Annotated in this window: 22 protein-coding genes; 9 read left to right on the top strand and 13 right to left on the bottom strand. The window is 34.1% G+C overall.

Features of this window, described 5'->3' with window-relative positions; all coding sequences use genetic code 11:
• Window positions 1–26 precede the first annotated feature (26 nt).
• From ACWIUX_RS01405 to ACWIUX_RS01365, 9 genes are read left to right on the top strand one after another with little or no spacing between them, the layout of a single operon-like run.
• The gene (locus ACWIUX_RS01405) at window positions 27–494 is read left to right on the top strand and encodes an NADH-quinone oxidoreductase subunit C (protein ID WP_448588936.1); all 468 of its coding nucleotides are present in this window, start codon (window positions 27–29) and stop codon (window positions 492–494) included.
• Window positions 487–705 (top strand): hypothetical protein, encoded by a 219-nt coding sequence (locus ACWIUX_RS01400; RefSeq protein ID WP_448588935.1) that lies wholly within the window; start codon window positions 487–489, stop codon window positions 703–705. Before ACWIUX_RS01405 ends, ACWIUX_RS01400 begins: the two co-directional genes overlap by 8 nt.
• 3 nt (window positions 706–708) lie before the next feature.
• Complete coding sequence (locus ACWIUX_RS01395) at window positions 709–1,584, top strand: hydrogenase large subunit (RefSeq protein ID WP_448588934.1); 876 nt, start codon at window positions 709–711, stop codon at window positions 1,582–1,584.
• A 9-nt stretch (window positions 1,585–1,593) separates the two neighbouring features.
• Window positions 1,594–2,013: a 4Fe-4S dicluster domain-containing protein gene (locus ACWIUX_RS01390; RefSeq protein WP_448588933.1), complete on the top strand. Its 420-nt coding sequence runs from the start codon at window positions 1,594–1,596 to the stop codon at window positions 2,011–2,013.
• Window positions 2,014–2,030: 17 nt separating this feature from the next.
• The gene (locus ACWIUX_RS01385; protein ID WP_448588932.1) at window positions 2,031–3,917 is read left to right on the top strand and encodes an NADH-quinone oxidoreductase subunit 5 family protein; all 1,887 of its coding nucleotides are present in this window, start codon (window positions 2,031–2,033) and stop codon (window positions 3,915–3,917) included.
• Window positions 3,918–3,932: 15 nt separating this feature from the next.
• Entirely contained in the window at window positions 3,933–5,222 is a 1,290-nt protein-coding gene (locus ACWIUX_RS01380) for a proton-conducting transporter transmembrane domain-containing protein (protein ID WP_448588931.1), read from the top strand.
• A 1-nt stretch (window position 5,223) separates the two neighbouring features.
• Window positions 5,224–5,646, top strand: coding sequence for an NADH-quinone oxidoreductase subunit B family protein (locus tag ACWIUX_RS01375; RefSeq protein WP_448588930.1), 423 nt, complete (start codon window positions 5,224–5,226; stop codon window positions 5,644–5,646).
• Window positions 5,643–6,584 carry a respiratory chain complex I subunit 1 family protein gene (locus tag ACWIUX_RS01370; protein WP_448588929.1) on the top strand — a complete coding sequence of 314 codons (942 nt, stop codon included), beginning with the start codon at window positions 5,643–5,645 and terminating at the stop codon, window positions 6,582–6,584. The genes ACWIUX_RS01375 and ACWIUX_RS01370 overlap by 4 nt, the downstream gene beginning before the upstream one ends.
• A 24-nt stretch (window positions 6,585–6,608) precedes the next feature.
• Window positions 6,609–7,082 (top strand): 4Fe-4S dicluster domain-containing protein, encoded by a 474-nt coding sequence (locus tag ACWIUX_RS01365; RefSeq protein WP_448588928.1) that lies wholly within the window; start codon window positions 6,609–6,611, stop codon window positions 7,080–7,082.
• 31 nt (window positions 7,083–7,113) lie between these two features.
• Here ACWIUX_RS01365 and ACWIUX_RS01360 read toward each other — a convergent pair whose 3' ends face one another.
• The 13 genes from ACWIUX_RS01360 to purF all read right to left on the bottom strand — a co-directional run bounded on the left by ACWIUX_RS01360 (window position 7,114) and on the right by purF (window position 19,622).
• Entirely contained in the window at window positions 7,114–8,496 is a 1,383-nt protein-coding gene (locus tag ACWIUX_RS01360; protein ID WP_448588927.1) for a cobyrinate a,c-diamide synthase, read from the bottom strand.
• Complete coding sequence (locus ACWIUX_RS01355; protein WP_448588926.1) at window positions 8,493–8,690, bottom strand: ATP-binding protein; 198 nt, start codon at window positions 8,688–8,690, stop codon at window positions 8,493–8,495. The genes ACWIUX_RS01360 and ACWIUX_RS01355 overlap by 4 nt, the downstream gene beginning before the upstream one ends.
• 7 nt (window positions 8,691–8,697) lie before the next feature.
• Window positions 8,698–9,168, bottom strand: a complete 471-nt coding sequence (ruvX, locus tag ACWIUX_RS01350) for a Holliday junction resolvase RuvX (RefSeq protein ID WP_448588925.1) — start codon at window positions 9,166–9,168, stop codon at window positions 8,698–8,700.
• Window positions 9,169–9,198: 30 nt separating this feature from the next.
• Window positions 9,199–10,656 carry an Asp-tRNA(Asn)/Glu-tRNA(Gln) amidotransferase subunit GatB gene (gatB, locus tag ACWIUX_RS01345; protein ID WP_448588924.1) on the bottom strand — a complete coding sequence of 486 codons (1,458 nt, stop codon included), beginning with the start codon at window positions 10,654–10,656 and terminating at the stop codon, window positions 9,199–9,201.
• A 4-nt stretch (window positions 10,657–10,660) separates the two neighbouring features.
• On the bottom strand, window positions 10,661–12,106 hold the full coding sequence (gene gatA / locus ACWIUX_RS01340) for an Asp-tRNA(Asn)/Glu-tRNA(Gln) amidotransferase subunit GatA (RefSeq protein WP_448588923.1): 1,446 nt from the start codon (window positions 12,104–12,106) through the stop codon (window positions 10,661–10,663).
• Window positions 12,096–12,395, bottom strand: a complete 300-nt coding sequence (gene gatC / locus ACWIUX_RS01335) for an Asp-tRNA(Asn)/Glu-tRNA(Gln) amidotransferase subunit GatC (RefSeq protein WP_448588922.1) — start codon at window positions 12,393–12,395, stop codon at window positions 12,096–12,098. The genes gatA and gatC overlap by 11 nt, the downstream gene beginning before the upstream one ends.
• Before the next feature lie 30 nt (window positions 12,396–12,425).
• Window positions 12,426–13,229 carry a lipid II flippase family protein gene (locus ACWIUX_RS01330; protein WP_448588921.1) on the bottom strand — a complete coding sequence of 268 codons (804 nt, stop codon included), beginning with the start codon at window positions 13,227–13,229 and terminating at the stop codon, window positions 12,426–12,428.
• The gene (gene purE, locus ACWIUX_RS01325) at window positions 13,230–13,721 is read right to left on the bottom strand and encodes a 5-(carboxyamino)imidazole ribonucleotide mutase (RefSeq protein ID WP_448588920.1); all 492 of its coding nucleotides are present in this window, start codon (window positions 13,719–13,721) and stop codon (window positions 13,230–13,232) included.
• Window positions 13,718–14,950: a phosphoribosylamine--glycine ligase gene (gene purD / locus ACWIUX_RS01320; RefSeq protein WP_448588919.1), complete on the bottom strand. Its 1,233-nt coding sequence runs from the start codon at window positions 14,948–14,950 to the stop codon at window positions 13,718–13,720. Before purD ends, purE begins: the two co-directional genes overlap by 4 nt.
• A gap of 63 nt (window positions 14,951–15,013) precedes the next feature.
• Window positions 15,014–16,510, bottom strand: coding sequence for a bifunctional phosphoribosylaminoimidazolecarboxamide formyltransferase/IMP cyclohydrolase (gene purH, locus ACWIUX_RS01315; RefSeq protein WP_448588918.1), 1,497 nt, complete (start codon window positions 16,508–16,510; stop codon window positions 15,014–15,016).
• Window positions 16,511–16,564: 54 nt separating this feature from the next.
• Window positions 16,565–17,167: a phosphoribosylglycinamide formyltransferase gene (gene purN / locus ACWIUX_RS01310; RefSeq protein WP_448588917.1), complete on the bottom strand. Its 603-nt coding sequence runs from the start codon at window positions 17,165–17,167 to the stop codon at window positions 16,565–16,567.
• Window positions 17,160–18,176 carry a phosphoribosylformylglycinamidine cyclo-ligase gene (gene purM, locus ACWIUX_RS01305; protein WP_448588916.1) on the bottom strand — a complete coding sequence of 339 codons (1,017 nt, stop codon included), beginning with the start codon at window positions 18,174–18,176 and terminating at the stop codon, window positions 17,160–17,162. The genes purN and purM overlap by 8 nt, the downstream gene beginning before the upstream one ends.
• Window positions 18,177–18,236: 60 nt before the next feature.
• Window positions 18,237–19,622: an amidophosphoribosyltransferase gene (purF, locus tag ACWIUX_RS01300; protein ID WP_448588915.1), complete on the bottom strand. Its 1,386-nt coding sequence runs from the start codon at window positions 19,620–19,622 to the stop codon at window positions 18,237–18,239.
• Window positions 19,623–19,624 lie beyond the last annotated feature (2 nt).

Here is a 19,624-nt window from a genome sequence, read left to right as displayed (position 1 = left end):
AGTTTAATTAGGGGGAAACTGTTTATATGGATAAACAAAATTTAGGTATTATATTTGAAAAGATCAAAAACGTATGTATATTAGACAAGGGAGTTTATAGAAATGTCGTAGAAGACAAGACTCCGCTTGAAATTGCTATTTTAATGAGATCAATTAATGCAAGATTTGTTTTGGTAAATGCGCACTTAGATCTTGAAGATGAAAAATCAATAATTTTGGAAAATCTATACGATTTTGAAGGCTATTTATTTTCATTTCAGTTCAAGATGAAACTTCCTGCTACTTTCACAAGTATAACTTCAATATACCCAAATGCCAGATGGGGAGAAAATGAGTGTTTTGAAATGTTTGGCATTAATTTTAGAGGCAATAAAGACATAAAAGATGGACTTCTGCTTACAGCACAAAAAGATTTAAAGGCACCTCTCCTAAAACAGGAAATAGAAAAGATTTTAATTAGAAAAAATAAAGTTCAGGAGGATAAAATTGTCTGAAATTGAGATAAAAAAGGGTTTTTCCCTACCGATTGGCCCTATTCACATAGCCCTTGAAGAGCCAGCCACATATACTCTCGAAGCAGAAGGCACCAGGATAAAGAGCGCTACAATCGAAATAGGACACGTACATCGCAGCATTGAATATTTATCTTCAACCAAAAATTTCTGGCAAGTAATTCCACTTGTAGAAAGAGTTTGCGGAATATGAAGTATGACTCATCCAATGGCCTGGGTCCAGGCAGTAGAAAAACTTGGAAATGTTGATGTACCCCTTAGAGCTAAATGTTTAAGAACAATAGTTAGTGAACTTGAAAGAATCCACTCACATCTTCTTTGGGCAGGAATCGCAGCTCATGTAATCGGCTTTATAAGCGTCTTTTATTTAATATGGAACTCACGAGAAAAGGTTAAAGATTTAATGGAAATAACCACTGGTCACAGGGCAAACTATGCTTTTAATACAATAGGCGGTGTAAGAAGAGATATAAGAGATTTATCACCAATTTATAAAATTTTAAGCGAAGTAGAAGAGGATTGCAAAACATTTATTGACATAGTAATGAAAGACAAAACAATTGAACTCAGAACTAAAGGGGTTGGAGTACTCACAAAAGAAGATGCAATTACATATTCAGTTGTGGGCCCTGTTGCAAGAGCTTCTGGAATTAACCAGGACATAAGGAAAATAGATGAACCAGGAGCGGCCTACGATATAGTCGATTGGAAAGTAATTGTTTCTGACGGATGTGATGTCTTTGCAAGGGTAGAAGTAAGGCTATTGGAAATCTTAGAAAGCATACACATTATTAAAGAACTTTTGAAAGTTATGCCAGAAGGACCAATTGCAAAAGAAATTAGGCCAATAATTCCCGAAGGAACTGCAATAGGTAGGCATGAAGCACCAAGGGGTGAGGACGTTCATATTCTTATCTCTGACGGTTCTGATGTTCCTTTCAGACACAAAATTAGAGCTCCGAGCTTTGTCAATCTTCCAGCTCTCTCAGCTATGCTACCTAATAATGATTTGGCAAATGCTACCTTAATAGTTGCCAGCGTAGATCCATGCCTGTCATGTACTCAAAGATAGGAGGAAGATGTGAGACTTAGAATAAATCAAAAAAAATGTATTGGTTGTCAAAAATGTATGGAGGCGTGCAGAAAAATAAACAATTCATCCGAGCCAAGAATTTTTATATCAAAAAACGAATCTACAGAAAGCTTCAAAATCGCATATTGCACAATGTGTGGAATATGTGAAAAAGTTTGCCCTGTAAAAGCTATAGATAGAAGAAAGGGAGTAATTGATATAAATCCAGATGCATGCATAGGCTGCAAAACTTGCTATTACATGTGCCCATTTGGTGCAATCGAAATGATATCAAGGAAAAGCACGCATTACGTAAGCATAATAGCTCAAAAATGTAATCTTTGTGAAAAAAATAATTTCGTTGCTGCATGTGCTCAGGCCTGCCCAACAGGCGCAATTGAACAGGCAGCAACGCTATCTACAGAATAAGAGTAAAGGAGGAAAATTTGTTAGACAAAAATTTTATAATTTTTCTAAGCATAGGAATTCTTTTTGCTGGAAGTTTAATTTCTTTCATATTTCACAAAATAAATTCTCGCAAATTTCATGGCTCTATTTCAATAATTACTTCTCTAATTTCCTTAATTACAATAATATACCTTTGCATAAATTTTATTAATCGTCCTTTTTCTACAATTCCTTTCAATCAAGGCATTTTCAACATAATTAATCTGAACTTAATACTTAGAGCCGATGGCATTAACTTATTCTTTGCACTTTTTGGATCTTTTATTAGTTTTTGCGTTTGCATTTATTCTATTGAATATATGTCTCACGAAAAAAATGGGATTGGACGATTTTTTGGACTTATGCAACTTTTTATCGGGGGATATCTTGGGGTAGTATTAAGCGATAATTTAATCTGGACGTATATTTTCTTTGAGCTTATTGGCCTCTGTTCATACCAACTAATTGGCTTTTGGTATGAAAGAGATCTATCAAGTTACTCAGCAAAAAAAGCATATCTTATGACCCACATTGCTGGATATGGACTGCTACTTGGCATTATTGCTATTGCATATTGCACGCGTGGAAACCTTATAATATCAAAACTCGAAGGAAGTAATTTTGGCATATATACCAATCTAATTCTCTTAGGGATATTAATAGCATGTATGGCAAAATCTGTTCAATGGCCGCTCCATACGTGGATACCCTTCGCCATGAATACCGTAACTCCTGTAAGCGCACTCTTACATGCTGCATGCCTTGTTAAAGCAGGCGTATATATTCTCGTAAAGATGTATGTGATATTATACCCTTATCCGATACCATGGAACGCACTGATAGTTACTGTCGGTTCACTAACATCATTAATTGGCGTAATGTATGCACTAAAACAGACAGAGATAAAAAAACTTCTCGCCTTTCATACCGTATCCCAAATTGGATATATGGTTGCAGGAATTGGACTTGGGACTCCACTTGGAATAGCAAGTGGGCTTTTTCACGCCCTTAACCATGGGCTATTTAAATGTACTCTATTCTTATGCTCTGGGATAATGCAAAACGCTACAGGCAGCAAAGACCTTACAAAAATGGGGGGACTATTTAAAAAACTCCCATTTACGGCTGCCCTTTTTCTTATAGGATCTTTTTCAATATCAGGCGTACCAGGTTTTAACGGATTTATAAGTAAGTGGATGTTTTATTACGCAGCAATCCAGGCAAATTATCCATTTGCAGCTGCCATTGGACTTATTGCGAGTACGTTGACCCTACTTTCTTTCATAAAAGCATCTTCAACAGCCTTTTTTGGATTTCAAAAAGAAGAATTTAAAAATATACAAGAGGGCAAATATAAACTTGAAATATTATCAACCTCTTTGCTCGCAATCTTTTGCATACTAATTGGAATATTGCCGCAGTTTTTGATTTCATATCTTCTTATCCCAGCTCTTCATAGCCTAAACTTAAATTTAAACCAAGAAGTATTCAACTTTAATTTAGGTGTTCTATTAATCTCTGGAGGAGGCTACCTTGCAACCTTCACTGCCATATTCGCAATAGTAGCTATTTTCGCTCCTGTCATAGTAATTTTTGTTTCAAACAAAAAGTTCAAGAGAGTCGAAAGCTTTACTGGCGGAGAAGTAAAAGCAAGCTCATTAAAAAGTATCAACGCATTTGATTACATATTCGATGTTGAAAGTCTTTCAAAAAACTTTTACAGATTTACAGATTCTGACAAGTGGTACGATTTCTCAAATGATTTGATAAAAACCGCATTTGAAATTATATATATACCCATAAAGTGGCTTGAAAACGAAATGTGGCTGATAACAAGTATAGTTTCAATGATAATAGTAATAACTATTGTCCAACTAATTAGGTGAAAAGGAGGTGTTAACTTGGTATTAATATCAGATTTATTATTAGCAATATGTCTAATATTACTTTCAAATATAAAAAATAAAATTATAAGATTCATATTAGTTTTAATTTTGTTTTCCTCATTAGCATACGATCTAATTAACTTAGAAATTTTTTCACCTTTTGACTTAAGAGGATTTTTTATAATAACCACATTCGTCGTTTCTTTTATGATTTCAATCATATTATCAGTTAAGGATTTCGAAAAATCAGTATCACCTTTGTATATCATAAGCTTCATTTTTCAATTGTTTGCACTTTTAAATCACGACGCTATGCTTTACAGCATTGTCTTAGAAATTTTAAGTTTGATAACATTTGGTTTTCTATTTATAAGGATTAAATCTTTTGACTCTTTTAAAATATATTTTATTGTTAACATAATCTACTATTTGCTTTTTATTTTAAATAGCACCAGTTTTATTTCATTTACTGGATTTTTAGCTCTAATTGCAATATGCTTAAGGCTTGCTGCTGTGCCGTTTCACTGGTGGCAGCCGAAATTCGTTAGCATCACGAACCCAATAATATCATCTGCGATTGTATGCGTTGGAGAAGTAATAGACTTTTACATATTGTTTTTCATATTGCAAGAAGTTAAGTCAACATCATTTATGACATATCAAGATCTAAACAATATATTGTTCTTCGTGGCAATATTATCAATTATTGTGGGGGCAATAATGGCCTATCTTGAAAAAGATCTAAAAAGACTTCTTTCTTATTCAACAATTGATGACACTGGCTACTTTCTTTTGGCGCTTGCGCTTGGAAATAGCTTAGGATTAATTGCAGCCATAATAATATTAATAAATCATTCTGTTTCAAAATTTGGTCTATTTGTTATAACTGACAAAATTGAAAGTATATTTTCAACCACAAATATCTCAGATTTAAGCGGCATTGCAAAAAGGCATCCTTTTTTATCAATAACATTTTTGATTTTCTCACTTAGCTTAATAGGTGCACCCTTCTTACCTGGTTTTTCTGGAAAACTGTTGCTTTATCAGGCAGCTTTTGATAAAAGCTTGTTACTTAGCATCTTTCTAATTGCTGCAAGCTGTTTGGCTCTTGTTTACTATATTCGTGCCTATCATAAAATTTTTTGGGGAAGTGAAGAAAACATAGCGATAAACAAGATAAGTTTAGTAGAAAAATTTATTACAAACATCTCACTCACGATTTTATGTATAGCAATTTTGTTTTTTGGTATCTATCCAAACTATTTAATAAATTTTATTAACAGCTTGATTAAGGTGGTACACTAAAATGATTTTTAAAATTGGAAGAAGTAAATCACCCTGGTTGTTTCATTTGAATACCGGTTCTTGCAATGGTTGTGATATAGAAATTGTAGCTCTATTTGCTTCAAGATATGATGTAGAGAGACTGGGCTGCAAATTGGTTGGCAGTCCAAAACATGCAGATATATGTCTGGTAACTGGTCCCGTGACAGCAAGGTCTAAAGAGCCGCTTCTAAGGATATACGATATGCTGCCAAACCCAAAAGTAATAGTGTGTATTGGCACTTGTTCTATAAGTTCAGGAGTATTTACAGACGGATATAGTATTGTAGGACCTGCTCATAAATTAATTCCTGTAACCGCTTATGTAGGAGGATGCTCTGCTCATCCTAAGAATATATTTTTAGGATTACAAAAAGCCATAGAGGTTTTTAAGGAGGGAAGATGATTTCATATATACTCTCAATTTTAATTTTTCCAGGTTTTCTCTTTTCATTCTTGCTTGGAAGCCTTATGGACTCATTTAGAAGAAAATTAAAGGCAAAAATGCAGCTTAGAATTGGTCCCCCACTGACACAGGGCTTCTACGATACAATAAAATTATTTAGCAAAGAAACCTTGATTCCCAAAAATATGCCATGGGCTCTATACTTTATAACCCCAATTATAGGCGTAGTTTCGATATCAATTGCGCTCTCTCTTTTTCCTATTCCATTACCATTTGTCAAATTTAACCCTAACAAAATACCGTTTGATCTTATAGTGATATTTTATCTCTCTGAAGTGCCTACTATTTGCTATCTTTTGTATGGATACTTTACAAATTCTATATTTGGTCAAATAGGAGCATCAAGAAAGGCCCAACTTCTATTTGCATATAACGTGCCAATGATACTGATTATTACAGCACTTGCTTTTAGCGTTAATACAACCCCAACTTTTAATTTATTTGACATAGCTACCAAGGGTTTTAATATTACATCTATTTTCCTAAAAATCATATTTATTCCGATATTTTTCTTGTGCTCGCTCGCAAAGCTAAAACTTAACCCCTTTTCGATACCAAACGCTGAACAAGAAATATTAGAAGGACCTACGGTAGAAGCAAGTGGACCAGCCCTTGCGCTTTTTGAAATCTCGCACTTTATGGAGTGGGTTATATTAGGATTTTTATTTTCTTATCTATTTTTACCAATATTTATCATACCGACAAATCTTATATTAATCTCAATAATAGCAATATGTTTTGTATTTGCTTCGCTGCTCTCGTTATTAGAAGCCGCAACAGCAAGAATTGAACTAAGCCAGGCAATTGATATGTTTATAAAATTTACCTGGCCAATTTCTATAATAGGGCTTTTATTAGCATTTTTCACACATGTTTAAATTGTATTTCAGAAAGGAGATGTCATGCTTCCACTGATAAGAATTTTAATTGAAAATATTTTTAAACCACCTATAACAGAAAATATATCGACCGTTAACTTGCCAGAACATCCAAAGGGCTTTCACGGCTATCCAGAACACGATCCAACAAGGTGCATTGCGTGTGGCATATGTCAGTACTTTTGCCCGGCAAAGGTTATAAAAATATCACAGTTAGACGACAAAATGAACTATCACATGGATCTAGATCAGTGCACCTGTTGTGGACAGTGTATAGATTACTGCCCTACAAATGCAATAAAGCACAAGCCAAACCCATACTTTGTTACAACAAACCTTGATGATTTTAAGGTCGATCATCAAATAAACCTCATAAAATGTGCAAAATGTGGCGAATTTATGCCCGATATGACACTTATAGCAAATAAACTGTTTGGCGAGGGCAAACCAATTCCAAAACATCTTTCTATTTGCCCAAAATGTAGAAGAAAACCATAACAAAATGTTATCTATAATATTTAACTTTACTCTATTTAGAAATATGTGCAGACTTTAGCAAATTAGCTATAAAATCTTTGAAACCCAATGGATGAATGTGAAGATATGATGCCATAACCCTTTTATATATTACTCCATCAAGTTTATTTAATATACCATTGCCCCTAATAACTTTCATAGAAAACCTAATATCAGCATTTCTATTTATCGAAACGCTACTATGGTGAAATTCATGTCCTCTAATTCTTGTTCCTTTTGGGAAAAAAGGATTCTCATCAAATACCTCAACCTCTTCATAACCATGCCCTACAGGTTTTTTCTCCATATGAATACCAAATGGTAAGAGTCCAACCATATTATATTTATTGTCATCAACTTCAATAAAATCAGACAAGTACATCAATCCACCACATTCAGCATAAATTGGATTATTATTTTCGCCAAATTCTTTTATAGACATCCTTAACGAGTGATTTCTTTCTAGATCTTTAGCAAAAACTTCAGGAAAACCACCACCAATATAAAGCACATCTATATCTGGAAGACAATTATCTGACAAAGAATTTATAATTTCTATTTTTGCACCTGACATTCTCAAAAAATCAAATACTTCAGGATAATAGAAAGAAAATGATACATCCTGCAAAATACCAATTTTAATACTTGATAAAAATTCAAATTCAAAGGACTTGTTTTTAAATTCGCTGTTTAAATCTGAGGACTCTTTAATTATATCGAAAAACAAATCCCAATTCATATACTCATCTACAGCATCAGCAAATCTATCAATTACAGAACTTAATTCTAACCTTTCTTTGGCCGGAATCAGTCCTAAATGTCTATCTGGAATAGATAATCTTTTGTCATCTTTAGGAAAAGAAGCTAAGACTTCTGGCAAGTTATAATGTTTTAAAGCACTGATAATTAAGTTCTTTTGTCTTTCTCTCGCAATTTTATTTAATATGATACCCTTTATCCCTATCTCTCTATCAAACTCAACGTATCCTTTAACAAGTGCAGCACAGCTTCTAGTTATTCTTTGAACAGGCAAAACAAAAATAATAGGACTATCTATTATCTTTGCAATCTCAGCAGTTGAACCAGTACCCAAATAGTCAATTCCATCATAAAGTCCCATCGCACCTTCTACTATTGATATATCCACATCAGAAGAATTTCTAACAAAGGAACATAAAATTGTTTCCTTATCCATCATGAACAAATCTAAATTTCTACATGGCCTTCCAGAAGACATAGAAAGCCAGCTAGGATCAATAAAGTCAGGACCCTTTTTAAAAGTTTGAACTATGTACCCCTTTCTTGAGAGAGCACGAGTCAAACCTATTGAGAAGGACGTTTTACCCGATCGGCCAAATGGGGCAGAAATTAAAATTTTTTTAAATTTTTTTTTCAATAGAATGTAACCTCAATTGCATTGTTTTCACAAACACTCTCACATTTCATACAGGCATCGCATCTTGATAAATTAGCAAATATCGGTCTAAATAAACCATTAAGATAAATTACTCCCTTATCGCAGGCTACAGAACACTTGCCGCACTTGTTGCATTTATCAGGTGAAAATAATATCGACTTTATTAAATCCATAAATTATTTAGCTGTCATTGACTGTTTTTTTAGTATTAGCTTTGTGCTCTAAAAAGGACTTTAGTATAATTGAGCTAGCAATCTCATGAACTTTACTTTTATCTTTTTTGCCTAAAATTTCTTGAATTTTTAGGGCTTCCTTAGAAGAATATCTTTCATCAAAGAGAATCACATCAACTCCCAAACTTTCTAACTTTCTTTTAACTCTCTGAATTGACTTAGGTGAAGCAGAAACAACATCAGTCCTCAGTGGATTACCAAGAACTATCGCCCCTACATCCTTTTCCTTTATTATCTGTCTTATTTTAGCCAAATCTTCTTCCCACCTAGTTCTTGTAATTGAACCAATTGGAAAAACAAACTTCTCATTAGGATCGCTTATACTTAATCCAAGATGACTAATTCCCCAATCAATTCCCAGATATCTCAAGATTACTTCTCGAATAAATATCTTTGATGCGCTTTGTAACAGCTGCATTATTAAGAAATACTTTCTTATAGGACACTTTTAGCTTTCCCTTCCCTTTAAGTCGTTCAATATATCGTTAATAATTTTATTAGATATCTCTGGAGAAGCTTTTCCTTTGGTTTCCTTCATAAGCTGACCAACTAAAAAACCAACAGCATTTTTCTTTCCTTTAAAAAAGTCTTGAACAGCTTTTGGATTGTTTTCAATCACCTTTTTAGCAGCATCAATTAAAAATCCTTCGTCTGAAATCTGTTTAATGCCAAGTTTTTCTGTAATTTTCTTTGGGGATTCATGCATTTCAAATACCTTTTCAACAACTTCCTTAGCTTGTCTAATACTTATTAGGTTTGAGTCAATCAAATCGAGCAATTCTTTTAAATATGACGGTTCAAAAACTTTACTATCAGGTTCTAATTTTTTTTCGTTCCAAAAATAAGTTAAGTCTCCTAAAATCCACTTTACAGCTTCTTTAGGAGAACAATTACACTTTACACAATCGTCGAAAAAATTAGCCATTTTAAAATCAGATACAAGCACGCTTGCATCATTTTTATTGATGCCAAATTCATTAACAAATCTAAAATACCTTTTTAAGGGAAGTTCAGGTATATTATTAGAAATATTTCTAATTTCTTCATCGGAAACCACAAAGGGCAGCAAATCTGGATCAGGAAAATACCTATAGTCATGTGCTTCCTCTTTAGTCCTCAAGGAATGAGTCGTTCCATCTCGCTCGTCAAAGTGTCTAGTTTCTTGAATTACAATCCCACCAGAATCTAAAATTTCTGACTGTCTGATAATCTCAAACTCTAAAGCCCTTTCAAGAGATCTTAAAGAATTCATATTTTTTATTTCAACCTTTGTTCCAAAGGTCCCATCAGGATTTTTTAAAGAAATATTAGCATCACAACGCATCGATCCTTCTTCCATATTACCATCAGAAACACCAAGATATCTTAATACGTCTCTAAGTTCAGACATAAAAGCCTTAGCTTCTTTTGGTGAGGATATATCAGGTTCGGTAACAATTTCCATCAAAGGGGTTCCAGCTCTATTATAATCAACCATACTCTGATCAGACTCCATAATGTCTCCTGTATGAACAAGTTTACCCGTATCCTCTTCCAGATGAATTCTATGAATTCTCACTTTCCTCAGTTCACCATCACATAGGAACTCAAGATATCCATTTCTGCAAAAAGGTAAATCGTACTGAGAAATTTGATAATTTTTAGGCATGTCGGGATAGAAGTACTGCTTTCTATCGAATTTCGAATATCTTGAAATTTCACAGTTAAGTGCTAATCCACTCATAATTGTAAAAATAATTGCTTTTTTATTAGCAACCGGCAAAGAACCAGGTAAGCCCAAGCACACGGGACAAACATTTGTATTAGGCTTATCGCCAAAAGATGTCCTGCAACCACAAAACATCTTGGTTTCAGTTTTTAACTGAGCATGAATCTCTAAACCTATTACAACATTAGTTTTACTCATAAATTTATATACCTCCCAATTGAGGTTGAGCTTCAAAATTTATAATAGACTCAAGTTGATTAGCGAAGTTTAACACCTCATTATCTTCAAAGGGTCTACCAATAATCTGTAAACCAATTGGAAGCCCTTTATTATCAAGTCCAGAAGGAATAGAAATTCCTGGAAGACCGGCAAGATTTACAGGAATAGTAGCAATATCAGACAAATACATTGAAAGAGGATCGTTCGTCTTATCTCCCTTTTTGAAAGCCGTTGTTGGTGAAGTGGGACATAATAAACAGTCAAATTCTCTAAACGCTCTTTCAAAGTCTTTTACAATAAGAGTTCTCACTTTTGATGCCTTCAAATAATACGCATCATAATATCCACTCGAAAGCGCATATGTTCCTAACATTATTCTTCTTTTTACCTCGCTTCCAAAACCCTGTCCTCTTGTTTTTGAAAAAGTCTCAATAACATCCTTACCCTCAACTCTTAAACCGTATCTTATTCCATCAAACCGTGCAAGATTTGAACTCGCTTCAGAAGTAGCCACCAAATAATAAACTGGCAAAGAATATTCTAGATGGGGGAGAGAACAAAAATCAACTTTTACTCCTTCAGCTTTAAGAAGTCCTATAACGTCGTTCAAAGAATCTAAAACTTCAGGATCAAAACCCTTTGTTTCATAAAGTTCTTTTATAATTCCTATCCTATATTCTTTTATATTCTTATCCACATGAGAAAATTCATATGGATGGGAAGTAGAATCCATATCGTCTTTTCCACTCATAACAGAAAATGCAACTTCTGCATCCTTAACTTTCGTAGCAAATGGTCCTATTTGATCAAGAGAAGAAGCAAAAGCTACTAACCCGTACCTAGACACAGTACCATAAGTAGGCTTAAATCCAACTACACCACAAAAAGAGGCAGGCTGTCTTATAGAACCACCAGTATCTGAGCCTGTAGCAAGAGGAACTAATCTCGCCGCTACAGCTGCTGCAGATCCACCCGAACTTCCTCCAGGAACTCTCTCTACATCCCATGGATTTGAGGTAGTAAAAAATGCAGAGTTTTCGGTTGAAGATCCCATAGCAAACTCATCAAGATTGGTCTTCCCTATTATTATTGCACCAGCATCAATTAGTCTTTGAACCGCAGTGGCAGTATAGATAGGAACAAAATTTTCAAGTATTTTAGAGCTACAGGTGGTTTTAAATCCCTTAAAACACATATTATCCTTAATAGCAACAGGTATCCCCCAAAGTGGTTTTAAATCGACTTCTTCAAACTTAAGAGATTCAACCGATTTATAAGCGTGCTCTTCAGTTAAAGTAATGAAAGAATTTATTTTCGAATTGTACAATCTTATTCTATTAAATACAAAATCCAGTACTTCTTTTGGAGAAATGTTCCTTTTTTTATATTCATTTTTAAGATAACCAATCGTAAAATCTTTAATTTCCATCCTTTTCCTCCACAATCCTAGGTACTAAGAAGTAGGTCAAAGTACAATTAGGAGCATTAGATAATACTTCTTCGACTGGGAAGGATTCTTTAATAATATCTTCTCTGTATACGTTATTTATTGGGAATGGATGAAAAGTGGGCTCTATGTTATCAGTATTTACATCGTTTAATTTAGTAAAATAGTTTAGGATCTTGCCGAGCTCATCCTTTAGCCTATCTACCTCTACATCCTTTAGCTCTAACCTTGCTAGATTAGCCACATGAAGTATTGTTTCCCTCTTAATCACAAATTATCTCCTCTCTGAAATATTAATTTATTATCTATGCAAAAATAGCGTTACACTCATTATATACCAAGTTGCAGGTAGAAAAATGATTTGAGAAAGAAAAAGTGAACCCAAAATTCTTGAAAAGAGCAGTAAATAGACCATCGACTCAACATTATTGTATGTCCTTCTTCTATGGAGTGCATCATCAGTAATCAAAGCAGCAGTAGGATCAACAACAAAAGCCATCAATATAGTAGCCAATCCATTTACTATCCCTGAAAGCTGGGTAGCTGTCACCCTATAAGCAGCAAGATGGGCCCCGGCAAACAAAGACGACATAACGCCAACAGTATATATTGCAACAACTATAATATTAAAAAAGATAAATCTCTTTGGAATCCCCTTGAAATCGAAATCTTCAGGTTTTTTTAAGAACTTCACATTATAAAATTCTTTTAAAATCAGCTTTATATTTCTAAAACTTAGAAGCTTAAGAAGTGCTAATGGAACAGATCCTGTTTCTTCAAACCACAAAATTATCCTTGAAAAAAATACTATAGAATAAGGCAAAAGCATTATTGCTAAAATATCTCCTAATGCACCACAAAAAATAACAGCTCTAAAGTTGTTTCCCAAACCATCAATATTGCCAGTCATAACAGCACTATCAACTAATACTCCTAAAAGGGGTGCTTGAAACATATTTGACATTCTTGAAACCAGAGCAATTATATTATAAAAAGAAAGCGAAGTGGTAATTTTGCCCGTTCTTAAACCAGCTAAACGCAGGGCAGAAGCAGTAGCTTCAGAAAGATGAATCGAGAAATCAAAAAACATTATTAAAAAAAGCAATTATAAATCCCTTAACTTTTCTTGAAGTACTTTATTTTGTTCACGAATATTTTTCTTCATATCTTCAGAATTTTTCAAAAGCTTACTTTTAATGTCAGGATATTTAATAGATAAAATTCTCATAGCAAGATAAATTGCATTTTTAACGTTTCCTATTCCAACAGTTGCAACTGGTACTCCTGATGGCATTTGTAGAATAGAAAACATCGAATCCATACCTGAAACTGGAGAATTAGCCAACGGAACTCCTATGACAGGTAATGTAGTTACCGCAGCCAGTACTCCAGGAAGATGCGCAGCAAGACCCGCAAAGGCAATGATAACCTCAATTCCTCTACTTTCGGCTTTTTTTGCCCATTCTATCGTTTCTTCGGTATTTCTATGAGCAGAACTAACAACTAATTCAAATTTTAAGTTAAACCTTTTAAGTTCTTTAATGGCGGGGATAATTGTTTCATAATCATTATAACTTCCAATTACCAAAGAAATCATAATCCAATGTCCCTCCTAAAGTGCATACCTTCAAAATTTATATATTTAATCGAGTCATAAGCCTTAATTCTTGCCTCTTCAAAGGTATTTCCCATACCCACTACATTTAAAACCCTCCCCGAAGAGGTAAAGAGATCATTCCCATCTCTTGACACTCCCGCATAGAAAATTATTGTGTTTTCGTCTTCAAAAACTTTTTTATCTATATATATTTTTTTGCCTATTTCAGGTTTAGTAGGATATCCTTTTGCAGCTAGAACAACTGAAAGTGCCTTTTTGTTTGAAATTATTGGTTTAGGTATTTCTTCATTTTTCGCTACAGCATATAAAAGTTCAGAAAAATTAAGAATTCTTGGGACAAGTACCTGGGCTTCTGGATCACCAAACCTACAGTTGAATTCTAAAATTGAAGGTCCTTCCTTTGTCAACATTAACCCAAAATATAGAACTCCTTGATAAGAAATATTTTCTTTTCTTAAAGCTTTAATTGTAGGCTCAATAATGTCATTTTGAATCTTGTTAAACTGAAACTCTATCAGATCGTCAACAGGAGAGTAAGATCCCATTCCACCTGTATTTGGACCTTCATCAAAGTCATTTAACCTTTTATAATCTCTCGCATTATCTAAAAATGCATACCCCTTATCATTAATTAACACGAAGACAGAAAGCTCTTTACCAACCAAGCAGTCTTCTACTATTAAATATTTAGAGGCTTCTGGAAAGTTATTCTTAAGAAAACTTACAGCATTTATAGCTTCTTCCTTTTCATGAGCAACTATTACGCCTTTACCAGCTGCAAGTCCGTCAGCCTTTACAACTACTGGATACTTACAGTCGTTAAAATGCCTTTTTAACGATTCTTCTTCTTCGTATATAACAAAGTTTGCAGTTGGAAGGTTGTTTCTTTTCATAAAGGACTTAGCAAAAACTTTACTTCCCTCCAGTCTTGCAGCTTCAGCGCTGGGACCAAAAACCAAAAACCCCTTTGATCTCAAAAAATCACAAATTCCTTCAGTTAGCGGTTTTTCGGGACCAACAACTATAAGATCTACACCAACAACCCTACAAAAAGATTCTATATCCTCCTTTGAAAGAACTTTATTAATCCAAGTTAAAGAGGTGCCACCATTACCTGGAGAAAGAAAAACATCTTTTCCTTCTTTGCTAAGCCTCCAGGCAATTGCATGTTCTCTTGCACCACTACCAATGATCAAAATCGAACCCACAAATACCTCCTAATTAAAAAAGATATATTTTTTTATGTCCTGTGTATGTATTTAAAGCACATTTTAATGATAAAAATGTCTCCTATGAGTAAATATCATTGGTATTCCTAATCTGTTTGCTTCTTCAATTACTTCTTGATCCCTTCTTGAACCACCTGGTTGGATTATTGCTTTAATACCATATTCACCAGCTAAAGTTACCGAATCTTTAAAAGGGAAAAAACCATCAGAAGCAAGGCAAGACCCAACCGATCTATCTTGTGCTCTCATTTTAGCAATCCTTACCGACATTACTCTGCTCGTTTGACCAGCACCTGCTCCTACTAATTGACCATCTTTAACAAGCACAATTGCATTAGACTTAAAGTTTTTACACAATTTCCACGCAAAGATTAAATCTCTCATGTCCTTTTCGTCTGGTTTTACATCTGTTACTACGTCCAAATTATCCAATTTTAAAGAGTCCTCGGTTTGAAGCAAAAAACCTGCCCCAACCTGTTTTATATTAAAACTCCAATTAGTTCTTTTTGTTGAACCCTTTAAAATTCTAAGATTCCTCTTCTCTTGCAGGATTTCTAGCGCTTTCTCGCTAAAATCATTTGCATATATAACTTCATAAAAATTTTTATACAATTCTCTTGCCAAGCTTTCATCAACAATTCCGTTAATAGCTACTATGCCACCAAATGCCGACTCCTTATCACTTTCATATGCTTTAATATAAGCAGTCAGAAGATCATCAGCCACAGCAAAGCCACATGCCTGATTGTGTTTTATTATTACAACAGCCTTTTCATCTATAAAATCATAAAGAAAGCGAAGAGCAGCATCTATATCTACAATATTGTTATAAGAAAGTTCTTTGCCACTTAAAAACTCAGCATCAAGTGGATATCCATCTTCAGTTTTATAAAGAAAGGCTTTCTGATGGGGGTTTTCCCCATATCTAAGACTTTGGATCCTTTTACCTGTAAGGGTAAACTGTTCTTGAAATAGATCCTCAGAAAGATATGCTGCTATATGAGAATCATAAGCAGCAGTATGCTGGAATGCTTTTGCAGCAAGATATTTTTTATATTCAAGGGTCATTGTATTGTTTCTCAAAAGCTCAAGAGTTTTTTTATAATCATTAGGATCGACTAAAACTATGACATCTTTATAATTTTTAGCTGCTGCCCTTATAAGAGCAACACCACCAACATCAATCATTTCAATTATTTCTTCTATTGAAGCTCCTCTATTCAAGGTCTCCAAAAACGGATAGAGATTTACTACAACAATATCAATAGTATCTAGATTTTTAATTTGTTGTATATGGTTTGGATTATCTCTTTGAGCTAAAATACCACCAAATATAATTGGATGTAGAGTTTTTACCCTGCCACCTAAAATCTCCGGAAAGTGAGTATACTCAGAAACTTCAATAACTGGAAAGTCAAAAGATTTGAGATATTTTGCAGTACCACCGGTTGAAAGCAAACCGTATCCTAATTTATTTAATTCTTTTGCAAACTCTTCAATACCATTTTTATTATAAACACTTATTAAGGCCCTCCGCATATCGTACCTCCTTAATTATTTTAGTTATACAATAATATACATTTTATAAATATTTTACGCATCTTTAATCCTTACCTTTCGCCCATCAACTATTAACCTGTTCTGGGCAAACAACGTAATAGCAAATGGATATATTTTGTGTTCCTCCTCTAAAATCCTTGCAGAAAGAGTTTCTGGATCATCATCATCCAATACAGGTACAACAGATTGCAAAATTATTGGACCTGTATCAGTTCCAGCATCTACAAAATGAACAGTACAGCCACTAACTTTTACACCATAATCAAGTGCTTGCTTTTGAGCATTTAGCCCAGGAAAAGAAGGCAAAAGTGATGGATGTATGTTCATTATCTTCCACTTAAAATGTTCCACAAAATTTGAACTCAATATTCTCATAAAACCTGCCAAGGCAATTAACTCAACCTTATATAATTCTAAAATATTAATTATTTCACGTTCAAAGCTAAATTTGTCATCAAATTTTTTTCTATCCACGACCTTGCAAGGAATATCGAATTCCTTAGCTATAGCTATAGCCCTCGCGTCAGGATTATCAACTATCAATACCTCTACTCTTGCATTGTCTACCTTTTGAACAATAGCTTTAAAATTTGATCCTCTACCTGAAGCCAAGACTCCAACCTTTAATTTATTCAAATTCAACTCTCCTCTCCTCAGAGGGAACGATCTTTCCAATTACTTTAGCACTCAAACCTAAAGATCTCAAAATTTCATCAACATTTGAAGGATTAACAATTAATATCATTCCTATTCCCATATTAAAAACTTTATACATCTCGTTTTCACTTACACCATGATCTGATATCCACTTAAAAATCCAGGGCACATCAAAATCTCTTTTTATTACAGCCTTAACATTTTTAGGCAAAATTCTAATAAGGTTTCCCTCTATACCACCTCCTGTAATGTGAGCTATACCATTAATCAAACCCTTCTCAATAAAAGGATAAACATCTGAATAATAAACTTTAGTAGGCTTTAAAAGCTCTTCAGCTAAACTAATTCCTTCTGGAGTAGTAACTTTTAGTATATTAACTTTATAATCTTTAATAATTTTTCTTATAAGGGAAAAACCATTACTGTGAACACCATTAGAAGATAATCCTATTAAAATGTTTCCGCTTTTAATATTTTTTGGTAAGAGAGATGTTCTCTTTACTGCCCCCACAATAAAACCTGAAAGATCCCAATCGCCCTTTTTATAAAGATCTGGCATCTCAGCTGTTTCACCACCTAGCAAAACACACCCTGTAGGTTTTAGAGCTTCAACTATAGATGAAACAATTTCTAATGCAATTTTAGAATCTAATTTTGAACAGGCAATATAATCTAAAAAAAATAATGGTTTTCCGCCATGCACAAGTATATCGTTAACGTTCATAGCCACTAGATCCTGACCTATACCACTCCACATATTTGCCTTCTTTGCGATCAAAACTTTAGTTCCTACTCCATCACATGACGATAGCAAAATGAAATCAGAACCAAAGTTATCAAGCGGGTAAAAGCCTGCAAAACCGTCACCTAAACTTTCAGAAAATGATCCAAAGGCTTTATTGGTTATCTTTTTTATTTCATTTACAAACTTGTTTGCACTTTCGATACTAACTCCAGATTCCTCATATGTAAATTCTTTTTTTTGCATACTACACCTTCTTTCTGCTTAGCGGTTATTAATTTCTATATATTAAGAAAGGCAATATTATTACCTTTCGTCCTTTTCAAGTGCATATTTCTCCCTTATTTCTTCACTTGGTATGTAAGTTGGATAATCAGCGCCAAAACAAGCTAAACAAGGATAATCAATACCAATAGCCTCAATAGTTTTTTCTCTTGAAAGGTAGGCAAGGCTATTTACCCCAAGAAATTCTCTAATTTGTCCAACATCCATTCTACTCGCCAAAAGCTCACCTCTTGATGCAGTATCAATACCATAAAAACATGGGTGTGTAACCATCGGAGAACTTACCCTAAAATGAATTTCACTAGGAGAACATTCCCAAAGCATTTTAACAATCTCTTTGCTAGTTGTACCTCGAACAATCGAATCGTCCACTACAACAACTCTTTTTCCTTTAACCAACTCAGGAATAGGATTTAATTTTAGTCTTACACCTCTTTCTCTCAGTTCTTTTGTAGGTTGAATAAAGGTTCTTCCTACGTATCTATTTTTTATAAACACCTCATTAAAAGGTATTTTACATCTTTGAGCAAAACCTATAGCAGCGGGAGTACCGCTATCAGGAATGCTGACAACTATATCCGCATTAACTGGTGCTTCTTCTGCTAAAAGCTCACCAAATTTTTTTCTAACCTCATATAATCTTTTGCCTGACACTACAGAATCAGGTCTTGCAAAATATATATATTCAAAGGAACACAAGAAATTACCTTTTGGTTCCAATACTTGCTGTGTTTCATAACCATTTTTATGAATTCTTACCATCTCTCCTGGTCCAATCTCTTTTATAAACTTTGCCCCTATAATATCAAAGGCACAAGTTTCAGATGATACAACATATCCATCTTCATAAGAGCCCAAACAAAGTGGTCTAAACCCCCAGGGGTCTCTGATAGCATATATTTCTTCTTCAGTCAAGAATACCAAAGAATATGCTCCGATAAACCCATTGCATACTTCAGAAAGTGTAGATTTAAAATCGTTTTTAAAGTTTCTTGCTATTATATGACCCATAAGCTCAGTATCAGACGATGTATATGGCAAAATACCCAAACTAGAAACCTGTTCTCTTAACTCTTTTATGTTCACAATGTTTCCGTTATGTGCCAAAGCAAATGTACCACCCTTATATCTCATTTTAAGAGGTTGAGCATTTTCTATATTTGGTCTTCCAGTAGTAGAATACCTAACATGACCAAGTGCTGCAAAACCATACAATTCTTGTAATTCCCTTTCAGAGAAAGCAGACGATACCAAGCCCATAGAACGCTGTATCATTAAGCTTGTGCCATCAGTTGCAGCTATCCCACAACTTTCTTGCCCTCTATGTTGCAAAGAATACAAAGCAAAGTACGTATGCTTTGCAACATCCCTTTTAGTTGGGCAAAGAATTCCAAATATACCGCACATAA

The sequence above is a fragment of the Thermodesulfobium sp. genome (assembly GCF_053498235.1).
The sequence above is the reverse complement of the archived record's forward strand: the minus strand, read 5'-3'. Positions and strand labels throughout refer to the sequence as shown.